Raw genomic sequence first — 21,289 nt, forward strand, 5'->3', positions numbered from 1 at the left:
TTTTTTGTTATTTAAAATTCTTTATTTCCTTTAGTAACTGCTGATGCATTACATCAGTATAATCTAAATGGGTTACAATTCTAATTTTACCCTCTCCCATAGAAATTAAGAGAATTCCTCTGTCTGCCATTTTCTTCATAAAATCATCAGGATTTATAGCATCATCTACATAAAAAATAACAATATTCGTTTCTATAGGCTCTACCTTTTTTACATACGAACAACTTTCAAGCATCTCACCTATCTCTTTTGCTTTTTGATGATCTTCGGATAAACGTTCAACCTGATTATCTAAGGCATAAATTCCTGCTGCTGCTAAAAAACCTGCTTGTCGCATTCCTCCACCGAATAACTTACGAACTCTTAAGGCTTTTTCAATATGTTCTTTAGTTCCTACCAACACAGAACCTACTGGTGCTCCTAATCCTTTTGATAAACAGATAGAAATAGTATCAAATAACTCTCCATATTGTTTAGGTGTTTCATTTTTAGCCACTAAAGCATTAAACAAACGTGCTCCGTCTAAATGATACGCTAAATTATTAATTTTCGCTACTTTTTGATTTTTTTGTAATTCTTCAAAATTCCAACAAGCTCCTCCTCCTTTATTCGTCGTATTTTCAACACAAACCAATCTACTAAAAGGTGTATGAATATCATTTCTTCCACCAACTAAACTTTCTAATTGTTTAGCAGTAAACATTCCTCTATCACCATCAATCAAACAAGAAGTTACTCCAGCATTAAAAGCTGCTCCTCCTCCTTCATAATTATACACATGTGCCCACTTATCACAAAACATTCTATCTCCTGGTTGGGTATGAATTTTAATCGCTGTTTGATTTGCCATCGTTCCCGAAGGAAAAAATAACGCGTCTTCCATTCCAAACATATCCGCAACCTTTTCTTGCAATAAATTTACCGTTGGATCCGCTTTAAAAACATCATCACCTACGTTGGCTTTCATCATCGCCTCTAGCATACCTTTCGTAGGCTTGGTTACTGTATCACTTATTAAGTTTATTTCCATTTCTAACTACGATTTATAAAATGTATTTTTGCATTTATGATTACACACGAACAGCTAAAAAATATCTCTGAACGCATTGGCAAGTTAAGAGGTTATTTAGAAATTGACAAGAAGTTAATTGAAATTACGAATGAAGAAGAAAAAACTGCAAACCCAGACTTTTGGAACAATCCGAAAGAAGCTGAAATCTTAATGAAGTCATTACGTATGAAGAAAAAGTGGGTGAACGATTATAATGAAATTGTTACCCTATATGACGATTTAGCTGTTTTATATGATTTTTATAAAGAAGGTGATATTGAGGAAGGTGAAGTTTCAGAACAATTTGAAAAAACAGCTACTTTTTTAGAAGATATTGAGTTTAAAAACATGCTTTCTGAAGAAGGAGACAACTTAAGTGCTACGATACAAATTACAGCGGGTGCTGGAGGAACCGAAAGTTGTGATTGGACGGAAATGTTGACTCGTATGTATACCATGTGGGCAGAAAAAAAAGGCTATAAAATAAAAACCTTAAACTACCAAGAAGGCGATGTTGCAGGAATTAAAACTGTTACATTAGAATTTGAAGGAGATTATGCCTTTGGATGGTTGAAAGGTGAAAATGGCGTACATCGTTTGGTTCGTATTTCTCCTTTTGACAGTAATGCGAAACGTCATACTTCTTTCGCTTCGGTATATGTGTATCCTGTTGCTGATGATTCTATAGAAATAGAGGTAAATCCAACGGATATTGAAATAACAACTGCGCGCTCAAGTGGTGCTGGTGGACAAAATGTAAACAAGGTAGAAACTAAAGTTCAATTAGTTCACAAACCTACCGGAATTCAAATTCAGTGTTCAAATTCTCGTTCGCAACACGATAACAGAGCTACGGCAATGCAAATGTTAAAATCGCAATTATATGAGATTGAATTACAAAAACGTTTGGCTGCTCGTGAGGAAATTGAAGCGAATAAAATGAAAAACGAATGGGGAAGCCAAATTCGTAATTATGTAATGCATCCGTATAAGTTAGTGAAAGATGTTCGTACCGCCCATGAAACTGGAAATGTTGATGCAATTATGGATGGAAATATCAATCCGTTTTTAAAAGCCTATTTAATGATGATGGGACAAAAAGAAGAATAAACAACACCTTAAACATAAAAGAATGATCAAAATATATCATAACAATCGCTGTAGTAAATCTCGCTGCGGCTTAGAAATTTTAGAAAATTCTGGAAAAGAGTTTGAAATAGTTAAATACTTAGAAAATACTCCTTCTGAAGAAGAATTAATAGAAATCATCAACCTTTTAAACATCTCTCCTATTCAATTAGTTCGTAAAAATGAACAAATCTGGAAAGATAATTTTAAAGGAAAAGAGTTATCAGATTCAGAAGTTATAAAAGCTATGGTGGACAACCCTAAATTGATTGAACGTCCCATAGTTATTAATGGTAACAAAGCGGTAATTGGCAGACCACCAGAAACCATAAAAGAAATTATCTAACTTACAAAAGCTCTCAAGGAATTGGGAGCTTTTATATTTAACACTAATTAACAACTAATCTTTTAGTTTATGTAATAATCAGTGTATATTAGCCCTAAATTAAAAATCATTCACTATGAAAAAAACTTTATTGGGGCTATCCCTTGCCTTCTTTATATCTACGGGGTATAGTCAAGCTTTAAAAGATTCACAACAAAGACTTGTTAAAAAAGAAAAAGTTGCTGCTATGAACATCCCAACTGATCCTTCAGTTAAGATAGGTAAACTATCAAACGGGATGACTTATTACATCAAACAAAATCCGAAACCAGCCAACAAAGTAGAATTACGATTAGTTGTAAATGCAGGTTCAATTTTAGAAGATGATGACCAATTAGGATTAGCTCATTTTATGGAGCACATGAATTTTAATGGTACTAAAAACTTTAAAAAGAACGAATTGGTAGATTATTTACAGTCTATCGGTGTAAAGTTTGGTGCCCATTTAAATGCATATACAGGTTTTGATGAAACTGTATATATCTTACCAATACCAAGCGATGACCAAGAAAAATTAGAAAAAGGAATTCAAATTCTTGAAGATTGGGCGCATGGTGCATTATTGGAGGGAAAAGATATTGATGAAGAACGTGGAGTTGTTTTAGAAGAATATCGTTCTCGTAGAGGAGCAGATAGCCGTATGTTAGAAAAGTATTTACCAAAAGTAATGTACGGATCTAAATATGCAGAAAGACTTCCTATAGGTACAAAAGAGAACTTAGAAAACTTTAAACACGAAAGTATTCGTCGTTTTCATAAAGATTGGTACCGTCCAGATTTAATGGCTGTTGTTGCTGTTGGTGATGTAAGCGTAGAGGTTTTGGAAGAAAAAATTAAATCTCACTTCGGTAAAATTCCTGCAGTAAAAAACCCTCGTAAAAGAGAAGTAGCTCCTTTAAAAAATCATAAAGAAACATTTATTGCTATAGAAGCAGATAAAGAAGCTCCTTTTGCTAGTGTTCAATTAATGTACAAAGATTACGACGAAGCTAAACCAGAAGTTACTGTAGCTGATTATAGAAACTCTATCGTTAAATCGTTATTCGCTCAAATGATTAACAATCGTTTTGACGAATTACGCAACAGCGAAAATCCTCCTTTTGTTTACGGATTTAGTTACCACGGAGGAACATGGGCTCGTGGTAAAGAAGCATACCAATCAAGAGCAGGTGTAAGTGCTGATGGTCAGTTAAAAGGTTTTGAAGCTTTATTAGATGAAAGTGAGCGTGTAAAAAGATACGGTTTCCAACAAGGAGAATTAGACAGAGCAAAAATGAATGTTAGTGCTCGAATGGATAAAGCTTTTAAGGATAAAGATAAAAGAGAATCTAACAGAATTATTGGTCAGTATGTAAACAACTTCTTAGAGCAAGAACCAATTCCTGGTATAGAGTGGGAACACAAAGCACATCAAATGTTATTACCAACTGTAACATTAGAAGAAGTAAATAAACTTATTAAAAACTATTTACACGACGATAACCGTGTAGTAGTTATTACTGGACCTAAAAAAGTAGTTACCGAACAACAAGTACTAGATGCTTTAAACAATGTTAAAACTAAAGAGTTAAAGCCTTATGAAGATAAAGCTGTAGCAGCTTCATTAATTACAAAGCAACCTGTACCAGGTACCATTACTAGCGTAACTGAAAATAAAGATTTAGGTACCAAAACTATGGTATTAAGTAACGGAGCTAAAATTACTTTTAAGAAGACAGATTTTAAAAATGATGAAATCTTATTTGAAGCGTTTAGTTTTGGTGGAACTTCTTTATACTCTGATGATGAAGTAAAAGCTACTGCTTTTGCTAATGGTGGACTTTCAGAAGCAGGAATTAACGGATTTACTAAAACTGATTTATCAAAAATGATGTCTGGTAAAATAGTTCGTGTTTCTCCGTTTATTAGTGGTTTAAGTGAAGGGTTTAGAGGTTCTGCAACTCCTAAAGATATAGAAGAACTATTCCAAATGGTACACTTGTACTTCACTTCTTTAAATAAAGATGAGAAAGCTTTTAACTCTTATATTAACAAGAATAAAAGTTTCTTAGGTAATTTATTAGCAAGCCCAAATTTCTTCTTCCAAAAAGAAATGAGCGAGTTTATATACGGAAAAGATCCTCGTCATACAGGATTTCCTTCTCCTGAAAAATACGATGCTGCAGATTATAATTTAGCTTATCAAAAATACCAAGAGCGTTTTGCTGACGCTGGAGATTTTAACTTCTACTTTGTAGGAAATGTTGACGAAAAGAAACTTGCTGAGTATGCTATGAGGTATATTGCGGGTTTACCAGGGAAAAATTCTAACGAAAAATATAAAGTTTCAGATTTCAGACCATTATCAGGATCACACACTAAAACAGTTGTAAAAGGTAAAGACCCAAAAAGTAATGTAAGAATTACCTATAGAGGTGAAGCTGATTATAATAAAAACGAAGCTTTAGCTTTTGAAGTTTTAGCAGAAGCTGTAAAAATTAAATTAACAGAAAAGTTACGTGAACAAGAAGGTGGAGTTTATTCTGCTGGGGCTCGTGGTAGTATTAACAAAATGCCATATGCAAGTTACAATTTAACAATTAGTTTTCCTTGTGCACCAGAAAACGTTGAAAAATTAAAGACTATTTCAGTTCAAGAAGTTGAAGCTATTGTTAAAAACGGACCTACTGAAGAAGACTTAATGAAAACCAAAAAAGCAATGATTTTAGATCATAAAGAAGATCTTAAAAAGAATCGTTTTTGGTTAAGTGTTATTAAAAATGTAGATTATCAAAACGATGACACATCTGATGCGATATCTTTTGAAGATAGAGTTAATGCTTTAACTAAGAAAGATGTTCAAAATGTTGCTAAAAAATATTTAACAAACGGATATATTCTAGGGATTTTAAATCCAGAAAAATAATTCTTAGTTAACAGTTAAACATACAAAAGCTCTCAAGAAATTGGGAGCTTTTATTTTTTAAGAAACTTAGACTCTAAAAATCCGAGTCCGTAACCATAAAACTGCGTAATAGTTGTAATAATACTTAACAAAGCCACTTTTACATTCTTATTCTGAACTAAGGAATCTAAAAAAATACAGAAAAAGTAAACCGCATAAAAAGCTAATAATTGCCAATATCCAAAGAAAACTGAGATGATGGAAATATCAATTCCGATAATAAACAAACTGGGAAACCAATACGTTAATTTAGCTGTTTCAGGGTATTTTTTGTTTAAAATAGGTCTTGCAGTACCAAAAGCAAAAGTTTGCTTAAAAAATTGCTTAACAGTGCTTCTACGTTTATGATACACAAAGGCGTTAGTTATTAATTGCGTTTCAAAACCGTTTTCCCATAAACGGAAAGTTAAGTCGATATCTTCACCTGCTTTCATTTTAGAAAAACCCTTTGTTTTTTCAAAAGCAGCCTTTGATAACCCCAGGTTAAAACTTCTTGGTTGAAATTTCTCAACGGATTTTTTCTTTCCTCTAATTCCACCTGTAGTTAATACTGAAGTCATCGAATAGTTAATCGCTTTTTGTAAAGACGTAAAATTAGGATGTGCAGCATCAGGACCACCAAAAGAATCGGTATACTTTTCTTCTAAAGCTTTTTTTACTTCGGAAAGGTATTGTGGCGGGACAATTACATCAGAATCTAAAATAATAAAATAGCTTCCTGAAGCTCTTTGCATTCCGTAATTACGACTCGCTCCTGCTCCACTATTTTCTTTATAAAAATAATGGAGGTTAAGTTGAGAAGTATATTTTTTCACAACTTCTTCTGATGAATTTTCAGAACCATCTTCAATAATTAACACCTCAAAATCGTCTTGAAAGTCTTGTCTTGTCAAGCTTTCTAATAACTCATCAATTTCTTGTGGTCGATTGTAAACAGGTACTATTATTGAAAATTTCAAATTCATTACGCTAAAACTGTTTCATTTATTTGTTTAGCAATTCCATCCCAAAGCTGAATTCTTTTCTCTAGTGATTCTTTTGCATAGTACAACACATCATCCCATTTTTGTAAATCATCTCCACATAACTCTTCAATCATTTGTAATGATAATGGTCCGTGTTCATCACCATCCAATTCAATATGTCTGTTTAAATAATAAGTTAATTTACTATATGAACTTCCTTCTTTTTCTTCCGTGTTTTTAACGATTTCTAAAAACATATCAGGAATTACATCTTCTCTTCCAAAAGTAAAACTAGACGCTATTATATGTGCTTGACCTGTTTTAATAACTTCAAAAGAAAAGTTTACAAAATCTTTTACTTCCTCAATTATTGAACAATCATTAAGACTTTCTTCAACAGGTTTTCCATCAATAATATTAGAAATAAAATTTGATATTTGATCAATACTTGCTCCTGCTTGACGCATGGCATCAATATACATTTCAAAATGACTTTTAGGCTCTCCTAATTCATTCACATCGGTTTCTTCGCCTAAAACTATTTCATTGATAAAACGCGCCGTTTTAGTGTTTACAGCAGGTAACCAAGGTAAGGTTACGCAAGTAAGCTCTCTTTGCAAAGCTTTAAGTAACGACATAAAATCCCATACCGCAAACACGTGAGATTCCATAAACAATTTTACATCATCTATGTGCTGCAATGAGTCGTATAACTCATGTTCTTTTAACTGTTGTCTTAGTGGCGCTAACTCCTTTTCTATCTGTGAAATATTCTTCATTTTGTAGCTATCAATAAAAAATGCAAATCTAACGATTTGCATTTTGTTTGTCTTTATAGTTTGTAATTACTCTTCAGTAAATCTTTCCATTACAGCATCGCTTACTCCCATATTAGAGAATCCTCCATCGTGGAATAAGTTTTGTAAAGTTACTTTCTTTGTTAAATCAGAGAATAACGAAATTGTATAATCTGCACATTCTAACGCTGTTGCATTACCTAATGGAGACATTTTTTCAGCATACGAAATAAATCCGTCAAATCCTTTTACTCCTTGACCTGCTGTGGTTGGAGTTGGTGATTGAGAAATTGTGTTTACACGTACTTTGTGGTCTCTTCCGAAGAAATATCCGAAACTACGAGCAATACTTTCTAAATATGCCTTGTTATCAGCCATGTCATTATAGTCTGGAAATACACGTTGAGCAGCCATATACGTTAACGCTACAATACTTCCCCACTCGTTCATTGCTTGCTTGTTGTATAAAACATTCATCACTTTGTGGAAAGATACTGCAGAAACATCCCATCCTTTTGTTGTAAAATCGTAATTCTGATCTGTATAATGTTTTCCTTTACGAACATTTACTGACATACCAATTGAGTGTAAAACGAAATCGATTTTACCTCCTAAAATTTCCATAGATTTTTCAACTAAGTTGTTTAAATCATCCATAGAAGTAGCGTCAGCAGGAATAATTTCTGACCCAGTTTTTGCTGCTAAATCTTTAATAGCTCCCATACGCATAGCGATAGGTGCATTCGTTAATACAAACTCTGCTCCTTCTTCGTGAGCACGTTCAGCAACTTTCCAAGCAATAGAATTTTCATCTAATGCTCCAAAAATAATTCCTTTTTTTCCTTTTAATAAATTATACATAGTTAAAATATTTTAGTCTATCGTTGTTTGTTTAGAAAGCAAATATACTCTTAATTTAATAATTCTTTCGCATGTGTTAATGCACTTTCCGAAACCTCTTTACCACTCAACATTTCTGCAATTTCTACTACTCTTTCCTCTGAACTCAATTGTTTTAAACTAGACTCCGTTACTCCGTTCATTTCTTGTTTAAAAACCTTGTAATGTTGAGTTCCTTTAGCGGCTATTTGTGGTAAATGTGTAATCGTAATTACTTGCATATGCTGCGACATTTGCTGCATTATGGCGGCTATTTTATTAGAAACTTCTCCAGAAACACCAGTGTCAATCTCATCAAAAATAATAGTTGGTAGTTGGCTATTCTCTGATAACACTTTTTTGATTGAAAGCATAATACGAGACAATTCACCACCAGAAGCTACTTTTTTTAACTCTCCAAAATTACCTCCTTTGTTCGCAGAGAATAAAAATGACAGTTCATCTTTTCCGTTAAAAAAGAATGTATCAGTTAATGAAACTTCTATTGAAAAACGAGCATGAGGCATTCCTAATTCAGAAAGTAACTCTTCTAATTCTTTCGTTAGTTTTGGAAGCACTTTTGTTCTCGCTTCTGAAATAGTTTGCGCTAAATCGTTTAATTTAACCTCTACCTCTTTAATTTCCTGCTCTTTTTTATGGATATTCTCATCAGCTCCTTCAACTTGTGCTACTTTATCAGCAAGATTATTATGCACTTCTTGTAATTCTTCAATTGTGGTTACCAAGTGCTTTTTTTGAAGATTATAAATTAACTGCAATCTGTCATTTAACTCTTCTACTTCATTCGGATTGTATTCAACCGAATCATTCTCATTCTCTAACTCAGTAACAATATCATCAATTTCAATTTTTACACTTGAAATTCGTTGGCACAGTTCCTCATATTCTTTTGAATACGAACTAATTTTCTGTAAGTTATTTTCTAAAGAATATAGTAAATTTTGAACACCAACTTCTTCATCAACACTTTTTTGAAGCGCCTCTAATAAGTTTAGTTTTATCTCTTCAATATTATTGAGTTTCTCTAACTTTTCTTCTAAACTTTCTTGTTCTCCTGCTTCTAAATTCGCTTCTTCTAGCTCAGTAAATAAATGGAGATTATATTCGTACTGTTGTTTTGCTTCATCTTGATTTTGAAGCAATTCTTTTAGTTCTTTTTGTAAACTATTGTACTTTTTTAATCCACGCTTGTAAGAAGCTATTTTAGCATCGTTTTTTGCTAAAACATCTATAATATGAAACTGAAAATTAGCGTCAGACAATTCCATCGTTTGATGCTGAGAATGAATATCTAACAACTCATTTTTTAGAGTAGTTAAAGTTGATAAATTAACAGGACTGTCGTTTACAAAAGCCCTTGATTTACCTGAAGGAAGAATTTCTCTTCGTATAATAGTTTCATCTTCGTAATCGATATCTAACGACTCAAAAACCTCTTGTAATTTGTAATTTTTAACAGCAAATTGAGCTTCAATAACACATTTTTTATCAGTATCTTTTAATGACGATAAATCAGCGCGATTTCCCATCACCAAACCTAAAGCGCCAAGTAAAATAGATTTCCCTGCTCCGGTTTCACCAGTAATTATTGACAATCCGTTGGTAAAATCAATCGATAACTGATTGATTAACGCGTAGTTTTGTATTGCTAAATGTGTTAACAAATTTTATGCTTTTAAAAAGAATAAAAGTAAGGATTTTGATTGAAATATATCAACCAAAAAATGTCGGTTTTTAATTAGTTTAGTTTTGATTATGGAAAATAAAAAACTACTTAATTTTTTTCCATTTCCCTTTATAAGTCGGAGCAACTCTATCTAAAACGGTAAGCATTTGTGCTTGATTTCTTGTAGGAGTACCGTCTGAAAACACACTCACTATTTCATCCCCTTTAGCATCAAGAAAAACACGAATCATGTAGTTTCCTACTGTAATATTATGCAGTTTATCTAAATCTATTACGCTTTTTTCTATTGCTTCTTTAGCAATTCTTTTGTTATCAGCTAAATTATCAAATCCGTTACGATGGTATGCATAATATACACTTCTAAGCGCACTAAATTTAGAAGACAACAAACTATCAATCAACGCAAAACGATTTTGCTTTCCTATTTCATTTTGCCAACCAGATTCACCACTAGATTGTGCCAATAACATAATATTTTCAGCTTGCTTTAAATAAGTCTCACCACCTTTTAAAGCAAACGTATCAGCATCCACACCTAAAATCGTATATACATAAAACGTTATTAATGAAATTAGGTTTGACTCGTAAACTGTAGGATTGTAAATTAACGGATCAAACTCATTATAACGAAAATTAAAGTTTGTATCGTTGATATTTAAAACTGGCGTTGCGTAGGTTGAATTATATACTGGTCGGGTAGATTGCACTTGCAAAGTACCCGCAAAATTACTTCCGTTTTGCTCGTTTATAATGATGTTAAACGCGCAATTGATACGTTCTTGTTGCTTAAAGTTTCTATTCGTCCATTGTGTATCATTGATAAACTCAGTCAATGCTTTTTGTAACGTTTGGTATACTTGTTTGTTACTACTTTGAACTTTATCTGAATTGATAATTACAGTAGCATTCAACTCTTGAGATTGAGAAGAAAAAACAAATGAAAAAAGAAAAACTATAAAGAAAAACTTACGCATTTAATTTTTGTATTATTTCGTTAACGATATCTTTTGATACTTCTTTTTTTGACTTTAAATCAAACGATTTCTCATTAAAATTAGCATCAATAATTGTAATTTTATTAGTGTCGGTTGCAAAACCAGCACCTTTATCACGTAACGAATTTAATACAATAAAATCTAAATTTTTGCGTGTAAGCTTACTTTTTGCGTTTTGTACCTCATCGTTCGTTTCTAAAGCGAACCCAACTAACAATTGATTCTTCTTAACTTCACCTAAAGATTTGAGAATATCTTTTGTTGGTTCTAACTCAATACTTAACGCTGCTTCTTTCTTTTTTATTTTTTGAGTTGCCACATTTTTTGGTCTATAATCGGCAACTGCTGCAGATAATACAGCTACATCTACATCAGCATAGTATTTATGACAAGCTTCGTACATATCTTGTGCTGACTTCACATCAATTCGATGTATAAAAGAATGATTTACTTGTTGATGTGATGGTCCTGCAATTAAAAAAACCTCAGCACCTAAATTAGCTGCAGTTTTTGCAATTTCAAACCCCATTTTACCTGAAGAATGATTTCCAATAAAACGAACAGGATCTATCGCTTCATAAGTTGGGCCTGCTGTAATTAACACTTTCTTCCCACGAAGTGGCAACTTAGATACGATATCTTTTTCAATAAAATTAACAATATCTTCAGGTTCAGCCATACGACCTTCACCGACCAATCCGCTTGCTAATTCACCTGAAGTAGCAGGAATTAAAATATTACCAAAGCTTTGTAACTTATCTAAACTGGTTTTTGTTGACGGATGCTGATACATGTCTAAATCCATCGCTGGCGCAAAATACACGGGACATTTTGCTGATAAATAAGTTGCTAGTAGTAGATTATCGCAAGTGCCATTTGTCATTTTAGACAAGGTATTGGCTGTTGCTGGAGCAATCAACATAATATCTGCCCATAAACCTAAATCTACATGATTATTCCACAATTCATTTTCATCTTCTTTATCGTAAAAAGTAGAATGAACAGGATTTTTTGATAATGTGGAAAGTGTAAGAGGTGTTATAAAATCTTTAGACGCAGGAGTCATAATAACTTTGACTTCTGCGCCCGATTTTATAAATAAACGAACTAAGTTCGCTGTTTTGTATGCCGCTATACCGGCGGTAACACCAAGTAAAACTTTTTTACCGCTTAGTACAGACATCTTATTTTGTCTCAGGATTTCTATAATATACCTTATCGTTTAACCACTCTTCAACTGCAATAGCATGTGGCTTAGGTAAACGCTCGTAAAATTTAGAAACTTCGATTTGCTCTTTGTTTTCAAAAACTTCTTCTAAACTATCATTATAAGTAGCAAACTCATCTAACTTATCTACTAATTCTTTCTTTAAGTCAGAATTAATTTGTGTAGCTCTTTTAGCTATGATTGAAATAGCTTCGTAAATATTACTTGTTGGAGCTTCGATAGCTTCTTTGTTATAAGTAATAGTACTTAACGCCGCTTTCGTTTCTTTATAATCCATTTTTTAACCTTTAACTAATTGTTCTTGTTCTTTATTTAATGCTGCTAACATTTCATCTGATTCTTTCATGAATTTAGATTCAGGAAAGTTTCTTTTCAACTTATCGTATGCTTTAACAGCTTCTTGAATTCTTTCTGCTTTTCTACGTTGGGTACTTTTCATAGCAAAATCATGCGCCGCTTTTAAGCGGTAGTACAATGCTTCTTCTTTATATTTTGTACCTAAATAATCTTCCAATAAATTATCAAAAGCTACAATGGCTGCTTTGTAATTTCTAGGATCATAATCTGCAGTTCTATAATATGTTTTTGCTATTTCAAAAGACTTCTTTTCTAATTTAGCGCGTAATTCAGCGTGGTATTTATTCGCTTCTTCTTGCTTATCAGAATCTGGATATGTATCTATAAACTTTTGAAATGCCTCTAACGCTTTGTTTGTATCTGTAGGATCTAAACTAAAACTTGGAGCTGCTTTATAATAACTTAAAGCTGACAAAAAGGCTGCTTCTTCTCTTTTAGAACTTTTAGGATAATTACCTGTAAATCTGTTAAAATAATATCCAGCCAAACCGTAGTTTTTCTCATTAAAGTTAGACTGCGCCACCATAAATTGAATACGTTCCATTTGAGGTTTACCTCTGTATGAAGGTGTAATTTTTTCAAATAAACGCAAGGCTTTACTGTACTTTTGAGCTTCGTACATTTTTACAGCCATTTTATATTGGTCTTCTTCAGTTCCTTTATTCAAAACTTTTTGGTACTCTCCACACGAAGTTAGTACTAAAAGCATGATAACAATATACGCTAGATTTTTCATTTTTTGCATCTGGCAAAATTAGTGATTAATTATGGATTATTAAAACGATTTTTTCACCCTAAATATGGGATGACAAGAAAGGACAAAACCTGTTATAATTTTTCCAAGGATTTCCTAAATGTTTGTTAATCTTATTGCTGAGGAGCACCTGATGTTTGTGCTACAATTTGCTTTACATCGTTATCAAATAAATACAATCCTCCTTTATCGTCTCCAATTAAGTTGATTTTATCTAAAATGTTACGAGCTAAAGCCTCTTCTTCAATCTGTTCAGATACATACCATTGTAAAAAGTTATGTGTAGCATAATCTCTTTCTTCTAACGTTATGTGTACTAAATCGTTAATAGATTTCGACACCATTACTTCATGATCAAACAACGTTTGAAACATATCTTTAAAAGATCCAAATTTTGCTGGTGGCTCTTTTAAATCTGATACACGAGCATGCCCTCCTCGTTCGTTTACGAACTTCACTAATTTTAACATGTGCATACGTTCTTCGTCAGAATGTGCATACATAAACTGTGCTACACCTTCAAAACCTTGAACTTCTGCCCAACAAGCCATGGCTAAATATATTTGTGATGATTCAGCTTCTACTCTAATCTGATCATTTAACGCTTTTTCTATTACTTTTGATAACATATTTTAAGTTTTAATATGGTTTACTCTTTATACAAAGATGATAAAAAAGACTACAATAACGAAATTGTAGCCTTTTGTATTGTTAATTTTTGTTTAGACAAATTACATATTGTCAATAAAATCGGAAATTTGAGTTTGTAATTCTTCTGATGCTTTTACCAATGGTAAACGAACTTCATCTAAACAAATTCCTAATTTTAGTAATACTGCTTTAATTCCTGCTGGATTGTTTTCAGCAAAAATCAAACTAATTACATCCATCAACTTATAATGAATATCGTAAGCTTCTTTTACTTTTCCTTCTAATCCTAACTGAATCATTTTTGAAAATTCTTTTGGTAAAGCTTGTCCGATTACCGAAATAACTCCAGATCCTCCAGCTAGGGTAACCCCTAATGCTAAATCATCATCACCTGAAATCACTAAAAAATCGGCTGGTTTATCTTTTAACAACTCATAATACTGTTGTTGATTGTTTCCTGCTTCTTTAACCGCTATAATATTTTCAAAATCTCTAGCCAATCTCAAGGTTGTTGCTGGCTCCATATTTTTTGCAGTTCTACCAGGAACATTGTACAAAATAATTGGTTTAGGACTTGCTAACGAAATTGCTTTATAATGCTGATAAAATCCTTCTTGGGTTGGCTTGCTATAATAAGGAGCTACCGATAATATTGCATCGATATCAGATAAATCTAACGATTGTAGCTCATCAATAACAGTTTGCGTATTATTTCCTCCAACACCCAATACTAATGGCAATCTTCCTTTGTTTTCCTCTACAACAACTTTTATAATTTCTAATTTTTCTTCTTTGGTTATGGTAGCACTTTCACCAGTTGTTCCATTTATTACTAAATAGTTGGTACCGTTTTCAATATTATAGTTTACTAACTTTCTAAGCGCATCAAAATCTACACTTAAATCTTCGTTAAAAGGAGTTACTAAAGCGACTCCCATTCCAACAAACTTTTGCATTATATTTTATTTAAAATCGTTAGGTATTTTTTTAATTCTTGATTTAAAACTGCTTCGTTAAAACTGGCATCATGTACAACTATGTCGTATAATCTATCATCAATTTCAGCAAAACCTGCTTTAAAATCTGCTTGCGACAACAAAGTTACCATATTCGTTAGTATGTTTGGTGTCTTTGTATAATTTATAAGTAAGTCAAAATTAATTTTAACGAAATCTTTTAAATTGTCAGATTTTAAACTCGCTTTAAATCCCAAATCTTTTTCAGTAAAAAACTGCGGAGAAGGTTCGTCTTTTTTAGCATATTCTCTATGCACTAAAACCGTTATATCTTCTTTTTGAAACGGAAAATTATTGGATAAATTTGCCAACACTACGTTTATCAACGCTTCATTATCTAACAATATTGCTACTTTTTTAACCTGAGATTTTAGGTGCATTTTTTCTCCTTGTGCACTTATTAGCTTATTGTATTCTTTTTGAATGGATTTACTTTTTAACTTACTAATCATTGATAAAAATTAGAGATAGCTAATTTATTTAATTCTCTTGAATTTCTAGTAATAAAAACTGATTCAATTGCCTGCCATATACTTGAAAATTATCATCGGAAACAAGTAACAGCGATTTGTTTCCATTAGATAATATTGGACCGAAAGTTATCCCTTCAATGTTATCAATAATCTTATCAGTTAATTGATCTTGAATTATACTAAAATCTAACAACAATTCCTTTTTTAAAGGGATATATTCCTGCTCTTTTAAAGATTGAACTTCTAATGTATTGGTAGAATTTCTATCTATTTTAGCGTTAAAAATTCGAACCACATTACCATAACTTCCATAACCACTTTGATATATTCTTTCTATTACAAAAAAGTGATTTTTCTTGTACTCTAAAATTGCGGTAACGCCATTCAAATTCACATCTCCTTTTGCCTGTTTATCAATTTTTTCTAATTGATATGCAAACTGTTTTGTTGCTTTATTTGATGCGTTATCGAAATATGTAATCCTTACAGGTGATTGTGTTTTATGAAAAGTTGGTTCTTCTCCGTCTGCTTCTAAAGGAGCTTCCATTGCAACCCAAAAACCCTTATTATCAAAACTTTTACTAGAACCTTCAAAAACTCCATTATGCTTTGGTTTCGCTTTAGAAGTTGCTTTAAAATAATCTGGAATTGATGTTTCTTCAACAAAATTTCCTTCTAGATCAACTTTAAAAATGCTTGGGTCTTTTTCTAACTGAATAGAACCTTCACTTGTTAGATTAATCAAACCTTTATCAACAAAAATTGATTCTAAATCTAATAAGTTCTGTTTAGCAAATTGACTACTAGTATCTAATTTAATAAGATTTTTGATTGTTATATTTTGAATTGAATCTTTTTCTACTGAAATATCTCCTACTAAAACCCTAGGATTTGCAGCATCATCAACCACCATATAATATTGGTTATTGTAGTAATCAATTCCAGAAATTCCGCCAATCACAGTATTTTCTATCAATAAAGAATCTTTTACTGTGTACTCATTTAAAAACCTAAGCGTTACCGATTGTTTTTTACAAGATACAATACCTAAAAACAATAAAACAAATGCTATTTTTTTCATACATACAAAAATATTGTTTTTAGTTTACGTAAGGAATAAAAAACACTTCGTCTAAAAAAACAAACCAATAAATAATGAAAAAATATTTACCAACCGTCTTAAAATTAGTTGCAGCATTTATTTTGCTTCAAACTTTATATTTTAAGTTTTCTGGAGCCCAAGAAAGCATCGATTTATTTACAAAATTAGCAGGAGAAAATGAAGCTTACATGAGAATTGGAACAGGAATCTTAGAACTTATTGCTTCAATATTATTGTTTATTCCAAGTAAAACTTGGTTAGGAGCATTCTTAACAGTTGGATTGATGAGTGGTGCAGTATTTAGCCACCTTTCTAAAATTGGAATTGAACATAATAATGATGGAGGTACACTTTTTACACTAGCTATAATTACCTTAATATCTGGTGGAATATTGCTTTTTATAAACAAAAAAAGCATTCCTATAATTGGTGAAAAATTTTAGTTTTTAATCTGATTTGTTAACAAAAAGCAGTGATTATAATAAAACATAATCACTGCTTTTTTTTTATCAATTTACCTCTTTAGCAATAACCGCTCGCACTATTAAGTATTGAGAAACCACATATAAACTTATTATTGAAATATCAAATAAACGTTTAGGGGTATGAAAATTGTTCAATGCAATTAAACTATCAGAAGCTATAAACAAAACAGCACCTAATAACAACCAAGTATTGGCAGTTGATTTTTCTTGTTGATAATTTAACAACGCTAATGTACCAAAGGTAGAAATCGCTACTCCGTATACTAAAACTGGAAGTAACATTTCTCCTAAATTATCAATTATTAAACTTAACAAGCCAGCAAATAGCACTATAAATGGAATTGCAGCTACTATAATTTTAGAAACCGAGTTCTTCTTTACATATCCTGAAGATATTTTTATATAAACAATATGAGCTACTAAAAATGACGCTAAACCAAACACAAAAAAATTTGCTTTATCTAACAGAAAAACATCTCCCCAGAAAGAAAAAAACAATGCTGACAGCAACCAAAAGTTTGGCTTTTTTACCGATACTAAATACACAACCGCCAAAGTTGTCATTAATAAAGGTTTAAAAATCATTTCAACTGTTTTGTTTTGCGTAATTACTGCATATACGTCTGCAATAGCAACGATTAAAAACACAAGTGTTGCGATGGTTATTTTAGTTTGTTTGGTCATTTTGTTATTAAATTAAAAGATTACTTCGTTATACTCGCAATGACGTAATTTTTCTGATTCTCAATTATTAATTAATCATCTCAATAAAATCTTGCTCAGAGATAATTGGCACCCCTAAACTTTCAGCTTTTTCTAATTTGCTAGGTCCCATATTATCACCCGCTACTACATAGCTTGTTTTTTTAGAAATAGAACTCGATACTTTTCCTCCGTTATCTTCTATTGCTTTCTTTAACTCGTTTCTGCTCATTTGATGAAAAACTCCTGAAACCACAAATACTTTTCCTGCCAATTTATCGGTTTGTCCTTCTAAACTTTCTGCGGAAACTTCTAATTGCATTCCATAAGATTTAAGTCGATTTATTAATTGAATATTTCCTAAATCGTTTGAAAAATCTAAAATACTTTGTGCTATTCTATCTCCAATTTCATCTACTGAAACTAAAGTTTCAAAATCGGCAGTCATTAAATTATCTATCGATTTAAAGTGTTTCGCTAATTTTTTTGCTACTGTTTCACCTACAAATCGAATTCCTAAAGCAAACAATACTTTTTCAAACGGAATTTCTTTTGATTTTTCTATGCCTTCAATCATATTTTGAGCTGATTTTTCCGCCATTCTTTCTAACGGGATAATCTGTTCAATTTTTAACTCGTATAAATCAGCATAATTCTGAATTAATCCTTCTTTGTATAACAATTCAACTGTTTCTCCACCTAAACCATCAATATCCATGGCTTTTCTACTAATAAAATGTTGAATTTTTCCCGTGATTTGGGGAGCGCATCCAAATTCATTTGGACAATAATGTTTTGCATCACCCTCTGTACGAATTAATTCGGTAGCACATTCAGGACAATGAGTTGCGTACTCGGTAGGTTTTGAATCAGTTGGACGCATACTAAGGTCTACCCCCATAATTTTGGGAATGATCTCTCCTCCTTTTTCTACATAAACAGTATCTCCTACTCGAACATCTAACTTTTCAATTTGATCTGCATTGTGCAACGAAGCTCTTTTAACTACAGTTCCTGCTAAATGCACAGGTTCTAAATTCGCCACAGGCGTAATTGCCCCTGTTCTTCCTACTTGATACGTGATTTCATTCAACACCGTAGCTACTTGTTCTGCTTTAAACTTGTAGGCAATCGCCCAACGAGGTGCTTTAGCTGTATATCCTAATTCATCTTGCTGCTGAAAAGAATTAACTTTAATTACCACTCCGTCAGTCTCATAAGGCAACTCATGACGCTTTGTATCCCATGCATTTACAAAAGCCAAAACCTCATCAATAGAACTTGCCAAAGCTATTGTTTCCGGTACTTTAAAACCAATATTTCTTGCCGCTTGTAAACTTTCAAAATGAGAAGCATATTTACGTTCATCGGTTACTACTTGGTACAGCAAACAATCTAACGGACGCTTAGCTACCTCGGCACTATCTTGCAACTTCAAACTTCCACTTGCTGTATTCCTAGGATTTCGATAAGGTTCTTCTCCGTTTGCAATACGCTCTTCGTTCATTTTTTCAAATCCATCTAAAGGTAAAATGATTTCTCCTCGCATTTCAAAATCGGTTACGAAATCACCATTTAGCACAAGTGGAATTGATAAAATTGTTTTAATGTTTGTTGTTACATCATCACCTTGAAAACCATCACCTCTTGTAACCGCTCTCACAAATGCTCCATTTTCATAAGTAAGATTAATTGATGCTCCGTCGTACTTTAGCTCACAAGTATATTCAATATTGGTAGTACCAATAATTTTTTGAATACGCTTTTCCCAGTCTAACAAATCTTCTTTAGAATAGGAATTGTCTAAAGAGTACATTCGGTTTTTATGTACAACTGTTTCAAAGTTTTTTGTTACCTCTCCTCCTACTCGTTGGGTAGGAGAATTTGGGTCGAAAAACTCAGGGTTTTCATCTTCTAACTGTTGTAATTCTTTAAGCTTTATATCAAACTCAAAGTCGGAAATTATTGGGGCATCTAACACATAATACTTATGATTGTGTTGATGTAGTTCTTCTCGTAATTGTTGTATTTTTTGTTGAATTGTCATTATAAAATTAGCTTATTTAATCTCATTAGGATTAAAAATCCCTAAAGCCATTTTAACATCGATATCGGTATTTACACCTTTTAAAATTTGAATAGAGTCATTTTGTTGAATTACGACTCCATAGTTAAGCTTTTCTTTATCTCTATCAATAAAAAGAGTATCATTTTGAGTATTAATTACAGCTAACAATCGTTGTTCAACAAAATAAATTTTATAGTTGTCTTTTTGCTCTTTATAAAACTCGTTTGCATAATAATTAAAATCTCCATCAACCTCAGCAATTCCTTCTTCATCTTTTAAATGAGACTTAAAATATTCTTCTGATGGTTTTAAAAACAACACGCAATCACCCGTAGTATAAAAAGTAGATTTCTTTACGACTTGCTCATTAATTGTTTTAGAATCTTCATCTGTCTTCTTTTCCGCTTTCTTACAAGCAACTATTGAAATTAAAATAAGTAAAACTAACTTCTTCATTTTTTATCTATTTACTTTACCTGTTAAAAAACTTGGTCCTTTTGGCAGTGGATTACCAGCTGAACGACGGAAAGACACTAATTGTCCACAATGCCAAATAGCATCAGCAATTGGTCCGTTTAATTGATTCCAAAAAGGGTATTCTTCTATTTTACCATTTCCTCTATTAATCTTCATTACAAACTTTGATAAGTCTTTTGATGACTTTAAAATATCACTCGTCTTTTTAAAATTTTCTAACGTTTGTTTTCTTATTTCTTCAAATGTTAACGAACCTTCTTCAGGAAAATCCATTTCTGTTCCTTCAACCGCGCTTAATGTCATAATTGATAAAATAAAAATATGATCAACCGTATCAAACACATCTCTAGCATCTTTACTAGGTTTAAACTTTAAATCTTCTTCTTTTAAACCTTCGGTAGCCCAATAATAACGAAAACCAAGTCCGTCAATTAATCTACTAGTTACTGTTCCTTCAGTAAACTCTTTTGGAGCTTCAGGAATTTCATAATACGGCAATTTGTTTTGAGAGTAAGTCATGATAGAAACTAAAAATATAAAAGTTGATGTTAGCAATGTTTTCATAATATAGAAATTTATTAATTGCTAATTTACACAAAAGGTTTTAGTGTTAGCTTAGTTGTAAAACATAGTTTTTAACATAAAAAAAAACCGAAGCTTTCACTTCGGTTTTTTTATAATTTGACAATATGTCTTTTATTTTTTTAATACCATTGTATAAACTACATCTCCTTCTAATGCAGAAACTAACATCTCTCTTTCGTTTAATCTTTTAATTTTAAGATTTTTTTTGAATGACTCTTCATCCAATTCTAATTCATTACTCTCATCATTCAACTTCCAAGTACCATTTTTTTGCTCTTCATTTAACACAACTTGGTATTTTCCATCTTCATTAAACTCCATATAGTTTTTATCACCTGCAAATTGAACTTTCTCAGTTCCAATTTCCATAGATTCAACATTCCATTTACCTAATGTTAATTGATTTACTTCTAAAGATTCTTGTGAAAAACCTACTGTAGATACCAGTAGCAAAGAGAAAAACGAGAATAACTTGACGAAAAGTATAAATACTTTCTTCATAATTTGGGGGTTTAGGGGATTACTGTTGCTTCAAAAAT

The 21,289-nt window shown here is 32.0% G+C and carries 22 protein-coding genes; 4 read left to right on the forward strand and 18 right to left on the reverse strand.

The window, feature by feature from the left end; translation table 11 throughout:
• Positions 1-7: 7 nt before the first annotated feature.
• Positions 8-1,030 carry a threonine aldolase family protein gene (locus ACKTST_RS08210; protein ID WP_408047278.1) on the reverse strand — a complete coding sequence of 341 codons (1,023 nt, stop codon included), beginning with the start codon at positions 1,028-1,030 and terminating at the stop codon, positions 8-10.
• A gap of 36 nt (positions 1,031-1,066) precedes the next feature.
• Between ACKTST_RS08210 and prfB the strand changes: the two genes are divergently transcribed.
• The 3 genes from prfB (at position 1,067) to ACKTST_RS08225 (ending at position 5,469) form a co-directional block, all read left to right on the forward strand.
• Positions 1,067-2,161 carry a peptide chain release factor 2 gene (gene prfB, locus ACKTST_RS08215; protein WP_408047279.1) on the forward strand — a complete coding sequence of 365 codons (1,095 nt, stop codon included), beginning with the start codon at positions 1,067-1,069 and terminating at the stop codon, positions 2,159-2,161.
• 22 nt (positions 2,162-2,183) lie between these two features.
• Positions 2,184-2,525, forward strand: a complete 342-nt coding sequence (gene arsC, locus ACKTST_RS08220) for an arsenate reductase (glutaredoxin) (protein ID WP_408047280.1) — start codon at positions 2,184-2,186, stop codon at positions 2,523-2,525.
• A gap of 115 nt (positions 2,526-2,640) precedes the next feature.
• Entirely contained in the window at positions 2,641-5,469 is a 2,829-nt protein-coding gene (locus tag ACKTST_RS08225; RefSeq protein ID WP_408047281.1) for a M16 family metallopeptidase, read from the forward strand.
• Between the two features lie 50 nt (positions 5,470-5,519).
• Here the strand turns inward: ACKTST_RS08225 and ACKTST_RS08230 are convergent, their stop codons facing one another.
• The 12 genes from ACKTST_RS08230 to ACKTST_RS08285 form a co-directional block, all read right to left on the reverse strand.
• Entirely contained in the window at positions 5,520-6,473 is a 954-nt protein-coding gene (locus ACKTST_RS08230) for a glycosyltransferase (RefSeq protein ID WP_408047282.1), read from the reverse strand.
• Positions 6,473-7,252, reverse strand: coding sequence for a DUF3050 domain-containing protein (locus ACKTST_RS08235; protein WP_408047283.1), 780 nt, complete (start codon positions 7,250-7,252; stop codon positions 6,473-6,475). Before ACKTST_RS08235 ends, ACKTST_RS08230 begins: the two co-directional genes overlap by 1 nt.
• 66 nt (positions 7,253-7,318) lie before the next feature.
• Positions 7,319-8,131 carry an enoyl-ACP reductase FabI gene (locus ACKTST_RS08240; RefSeq protein WP_408047284.1) on the reverse strand — a complete coding sequence of 271 codons (813 nt, stop codon included), beginning with the start codon at positions 8,129-8,131 and terminating at the stop codon, positions 7,319-7,321.
• A 50-nt stretch (positions 8,132-8,181) separates the two neighbouring features.
• Positions 8,182-9,834 carry a DNA repair protein RecN gene (recN, locus tag ACKTST_RS08245; RefSeq protein ID WP_408047285.1) on the reverse strand — a complete coding sequence of 551 codons (1,653 nt, stop codon included), beginning with the start codon at positions 9,832-9,834 and terminating at the stop codon, positions 8,182-8,184.
• Between the two features lie 106 nt (positions 9,835-9,940).
• Positions 9,941-10,831, reverse strand: a complete 891-nt coding sequence (porD, locus tag ACKTST_RS08250; protein ID WP_408047286.1) for a type IX secretion system protein PorD — start codon at positions 10,829-10,831, stop codon at positions 9,941-9,943.
• A complete protein-coding gene (coaBC, locus tag ACKTST_RS08255) occupies positions 10,824-12,035 on the reverse strand; it encodes a bifunctional phosphopantothenoylcysteine decarboxylase/phosphopantothenate--cysteine ligase CoaBC (protein WP_408047287.1) in 1,212 nt (403 codons plus the stop codon). The genes porD and coaBC overlap by 8 nt, the downstream gene beginning before the upstream one ends.
• Position 12,036: 1 nt before the next feature.
• Positions 12,037-12,357 (reverse strand): DNA-directed RNA polymerase subunit omega, encoded by a 321-nt coding sequence (locus ACKTST_RS08260; RefSeq protein WP_408047288.1) that lies wholly within the window; start codon positions 12,355-12,357, stop codon positions 12,037-12,039.
• Positions 12,358-12,360: 3 nt separating this feature from the next.
• Positions 12,361-13,173, reverse strand: a complete 813-nt coding sequence (locus tag ACKTST_RS08265) for an outer membrane protein assembly factor BamD (RefSeq protein WP_408047289.1) — start codon at positions 13,171-13,173, stop codon at positions 12,361-12,363.
• A gap of 131 nt (positions 13,174-13,304) precedes the next feature.
• Complete coding sequence (locus tag ACKTST_RS08270) at positions 13,305-13,820, reverse strand: ferritin (protein WP_408047290.1); 516 nt, start codon at positions 13,818-13,820, stop codon at positions 13,305-13,307.
• 102 nt (positions 13,821-13,922) lie between these two features.
• Positions 13,923-14,798, reverse strand: a complete 876-nt coding sequence (gene dapA / locus ACKTST_RS08275; RefSeq protein ID WP_408047291.1) for a 4-hydroxy-tetrahydrodipicolinate synthase — start codon at positions 14,796-14,798, stop codon at positions 13,923-13,925.
• Entirely contained in the window at positions 14,798-15,310 is a 513-nt protein-coding gene (locus ACKTST_RS08280) for a DUF6913 domain-containing protein (protein WP_408047292.1), read from the reverse strand. The genes dapA and ACKTST_RS08280 overlap by 1 nt, the downstream gene beginning before the upstream one ends.
• Before the next feature lie 28 nt (positions 15,311-15,338).
• A complete protein-coding gene (locus ACKTST_RS08285; protein WP_408047293.1) occupies positions 15,339-16,412 on the reverse strand; it encodes an esterase-like activity of phytase family protein in 1,074 nt (357 codons plus the stop codon).
• 74 nt (positions 16,413-16,486) lie between these two features.
• Between ACKTST_RS08285 and ACKTST_RS08290 the strand changes: the two genes are divergently transcribed.
• The gene (locus tag ACKTST_RS08290; protein WP_408047294.1) at positions 16,487-16,876 is read left to right on the forward strand and encodes a DoxX family membrane protein; all 390 of its coding nucleotides are present in this window, start codon (positions 16,487-16,489) and stop codon (positions 16,874-16,876) included.
• A gap of 66 nt (positions 16,877-16,942) precedes the next feature.
• Here the strand turns inward: ACKTST_RS08290 and ACKTST_RS08295 are convergent, their stop codons facing one another.
• The 5 genes from ACKTST_RS08295 to ACKTST_RS08315 form a co-directional block, all read right to left on the reverse strand.
• Positions 16,943-17,602 carry a lysoplasmalogenase gene (locus tag ACKTST_RS08295; protein ID WP_408047295.1) on the reverse strand — a complete coding sequence of 220 codons (660 nt, stop codon included), beginning with the start codon at positions 17,600-17,602 and terminating at the stop codon, positions 16,943-16,945.
• 67 nt (positions 17,603-17,669) lie between these two features.
• The gene (gene ligA, locus ACKTST_RS08300; protein ID WP_408047296.1) at positions 17,670-19,667 is read right to left on the reverse strand and encodes an NAD-dependent DNA ligase LigA; all 1,998 of its coding nucleotides are present in this window, start codon (positions 19,665-19,667) and stop codon (positions 17,670-17,672) included.
• A 12-nt stretch (positions 19,668-19,679) separates the two neighbouring features.
• Entirely contained in the window at positions 19,680-20,144 is a 465-nt protein-coding gene (locus ACKTST_RS08305; RefSeq protein ID WP_408047297.1) for a hypothetical protein, read from the reverse strand.
• Positions 20,145-20,147: 3 nt separating this feature from the next.
• Positions 20,148-20,729 (reverse strand): hypothetical protein, encoded by a 582-nt coding sequence (locus ACKTST_RS08310; RefSeq protein ID WP_408047298.1) that lies wholly within the window; start codon positions 20,727-20,729, stop codon positions 20,148-20,150.
• A 132-nt stretch (positions 20,730-20,861) separates the two neighbouring features.
• Entirely contained in the window at positions 20,862-21,251 is a 390-nt protein-coding gene (locus tag ACKTST_RS08315; protein ID WP_408047299.1) for a lipocalin-like domain-containing protein, read from the reverse strand.
• Between the last annotated feature and the right edge of the window lie 38 nt (positions 21,252-21,289).

The sequence above is a fragment of the Tenacibaculum crassostreae genome, assembly GCF_964512405.1.
GTDB classification, from domain to species: domain Bacteria; phylum Bacteroidota; class Bacteroidia; order Flavobacteriales; family Flavobacteriaceae; genus Polaribacter; species Polaribacter crassostreae.

What these genes read in the sequence shown, in the direction of transcription:
- ACKTST_RS08210 (WP_408047278.1), bottom strand. Translation starts at nt 1,030, where the DNA reads ATGGAAATAAACTTAATAAGTGATACAGTAACCAAGCCTACGAAAGGT.
- ACKTST_RS08295 (WP_408047295.1), bottom strand. Translation starts at nt 17,602, where the DNA reads ATGACCAAACAAACTAAAATAACCATCGCAACACTTGTGTTTTTAATC.
- coaBC (WP_408047287.1), bottom strand. Translation starts at nt 12,035, where the DNA reads ATGTCTGTACTAAGCGGTAAAAAAGTTTTACTTGGTGTTACCGCCGGT.
- ACKTST_RS08225 (WP_408047281.1), top strand. Translation starts at nt 2,641, where the DNA reads ATGAAAAAAACTTTATTGGGGCTATCCCTTGCCTTCTTTATATCTACG.
- prfB (WP_408047279.1), top strand. Translation starts at nt 1,067, where the DNA reads ATGATTACACACGAACAGCTAAAAAATATCTCTGAACGCATTGGCAAG.
- ACKTST_RS08235 (WP_408047283.1), bottom strand. Translation starts at nt 7,252, where the DNA reads ATGAAGAATATTTCACAGATAGAAAAGGAGTTAGCGCCACTAAGACAA.
- ACKTST_RS08230 (WP_408047282.1), bottom strand. Translation starts at nt 6,473, where the DNA reads ATGAATTTGAAATTTTCAATAATAGTACCTGTTTACAATCGACCACAA.
- ACKTST_RS08315 (WP_408047299.1), bottom strand. Translation starts at nt 21,251, where the DNA reads ATGAAGAAAGTATTTATACTTTTCGTCAAGTTATTCTCGTTTTTCTCT.
- porD (WP_408047286.1), bottom strand. Translation starts at nt 10,831, where the DNA reads ATGCGTAAGTTTTTCTTTATAGTTTTTCTTTTTTCATTTGTTTTTTCT.
- ACKTST_RS08260 (WP_408047288.1), bottom strand. Translation starts at nt 12,357, where the DNA reads ATGGATTATAAAGAAACGAAAGCGGCGTTAAGTACTATTACTTATAAC.
- arsC (WP_408047280.1), top strand. Translation starts at nt 2,184, where the DNA reads ATGATCAAAATATATCATAACAATCGCTGTAGTAAATCTCGCTGCGGC.
- ACKTST_RS08265 (WP_408047289.1), bottom strand. Translation starts at nt 13,173, where the DNA reads ATGAAAAATCTAGCGTATATTGTTATCATGCTTTTAGTACTAACTTCG.
- ACKTST_RS08270 (WP_408047290.1), bottom strand. Translation starts at nt 13,820, where the DNA reads ATGTTATCAAAAGTAATAGAAAAAGCGTTAAATGATCAGATTAGAGTA.
- ACKTST_RS08305 (WP_408047297.1), bottom strand. Translation starts at nt 20,144, where the DNA reads ATGAAGAAGTTAGTTTTACTTATTTTAATTTCAATAGTTGCTTGTAAG.
- ACKTST_RS08285 (WP_408047293.1), bottom strand. Translation starts at nt 16,412, where the DNA reads ATGAAAAAAATAGCATTTGTTTTATTGTTTTTAGGTATTGTATCTTGT.
- ACKTST_RS08290 (WP_408047294.1), top strand. Translation starts at nt 16,487, where the DNA reads ATGAAAAAATATTTACCAACCGTCTTAAAATTAGTTGCAGCATTTATT.
- ACKTST_RS08240 (WP_408047284.1), bottom strand. Translation starts at nt 8,131, where the DNA reads ATGTATAATTTATTAAAAGGAAAAAAAGGAATTATTTTTGGAGCATTA.
- dapA (WP_408047291.1), bottom strand. Translation starts at nt 14,798, where the DNA reads ATGCAAAAGTTTGTTGGAATGGGAGTCGCTTTAGTAACTCCTTTTAAC.
- ligA (WP_408047296.1), bottom strand. Translation starts at nt 19,667, where the DNA reads ATGACAATTCAACAAAAAATACAACAATTACGAGAAGAACTACATCAA.
- ACKTST_RS08280 (WP_408047292.1), bottom strand. Translation starts at nt 15,310, where the DNA reads ATGATTAGTAAGTTAAAAAGTAAATCCATTCAAAAAGAATACAATAAG.
- ACKTST_RS08310 (WP_408047298.1), bottom strand. Translation starts at nt 20,729, where the DNA reads ATGAAAACATTGCTAACATCAACTTTTATATTTTTAGTTTCTATCATG.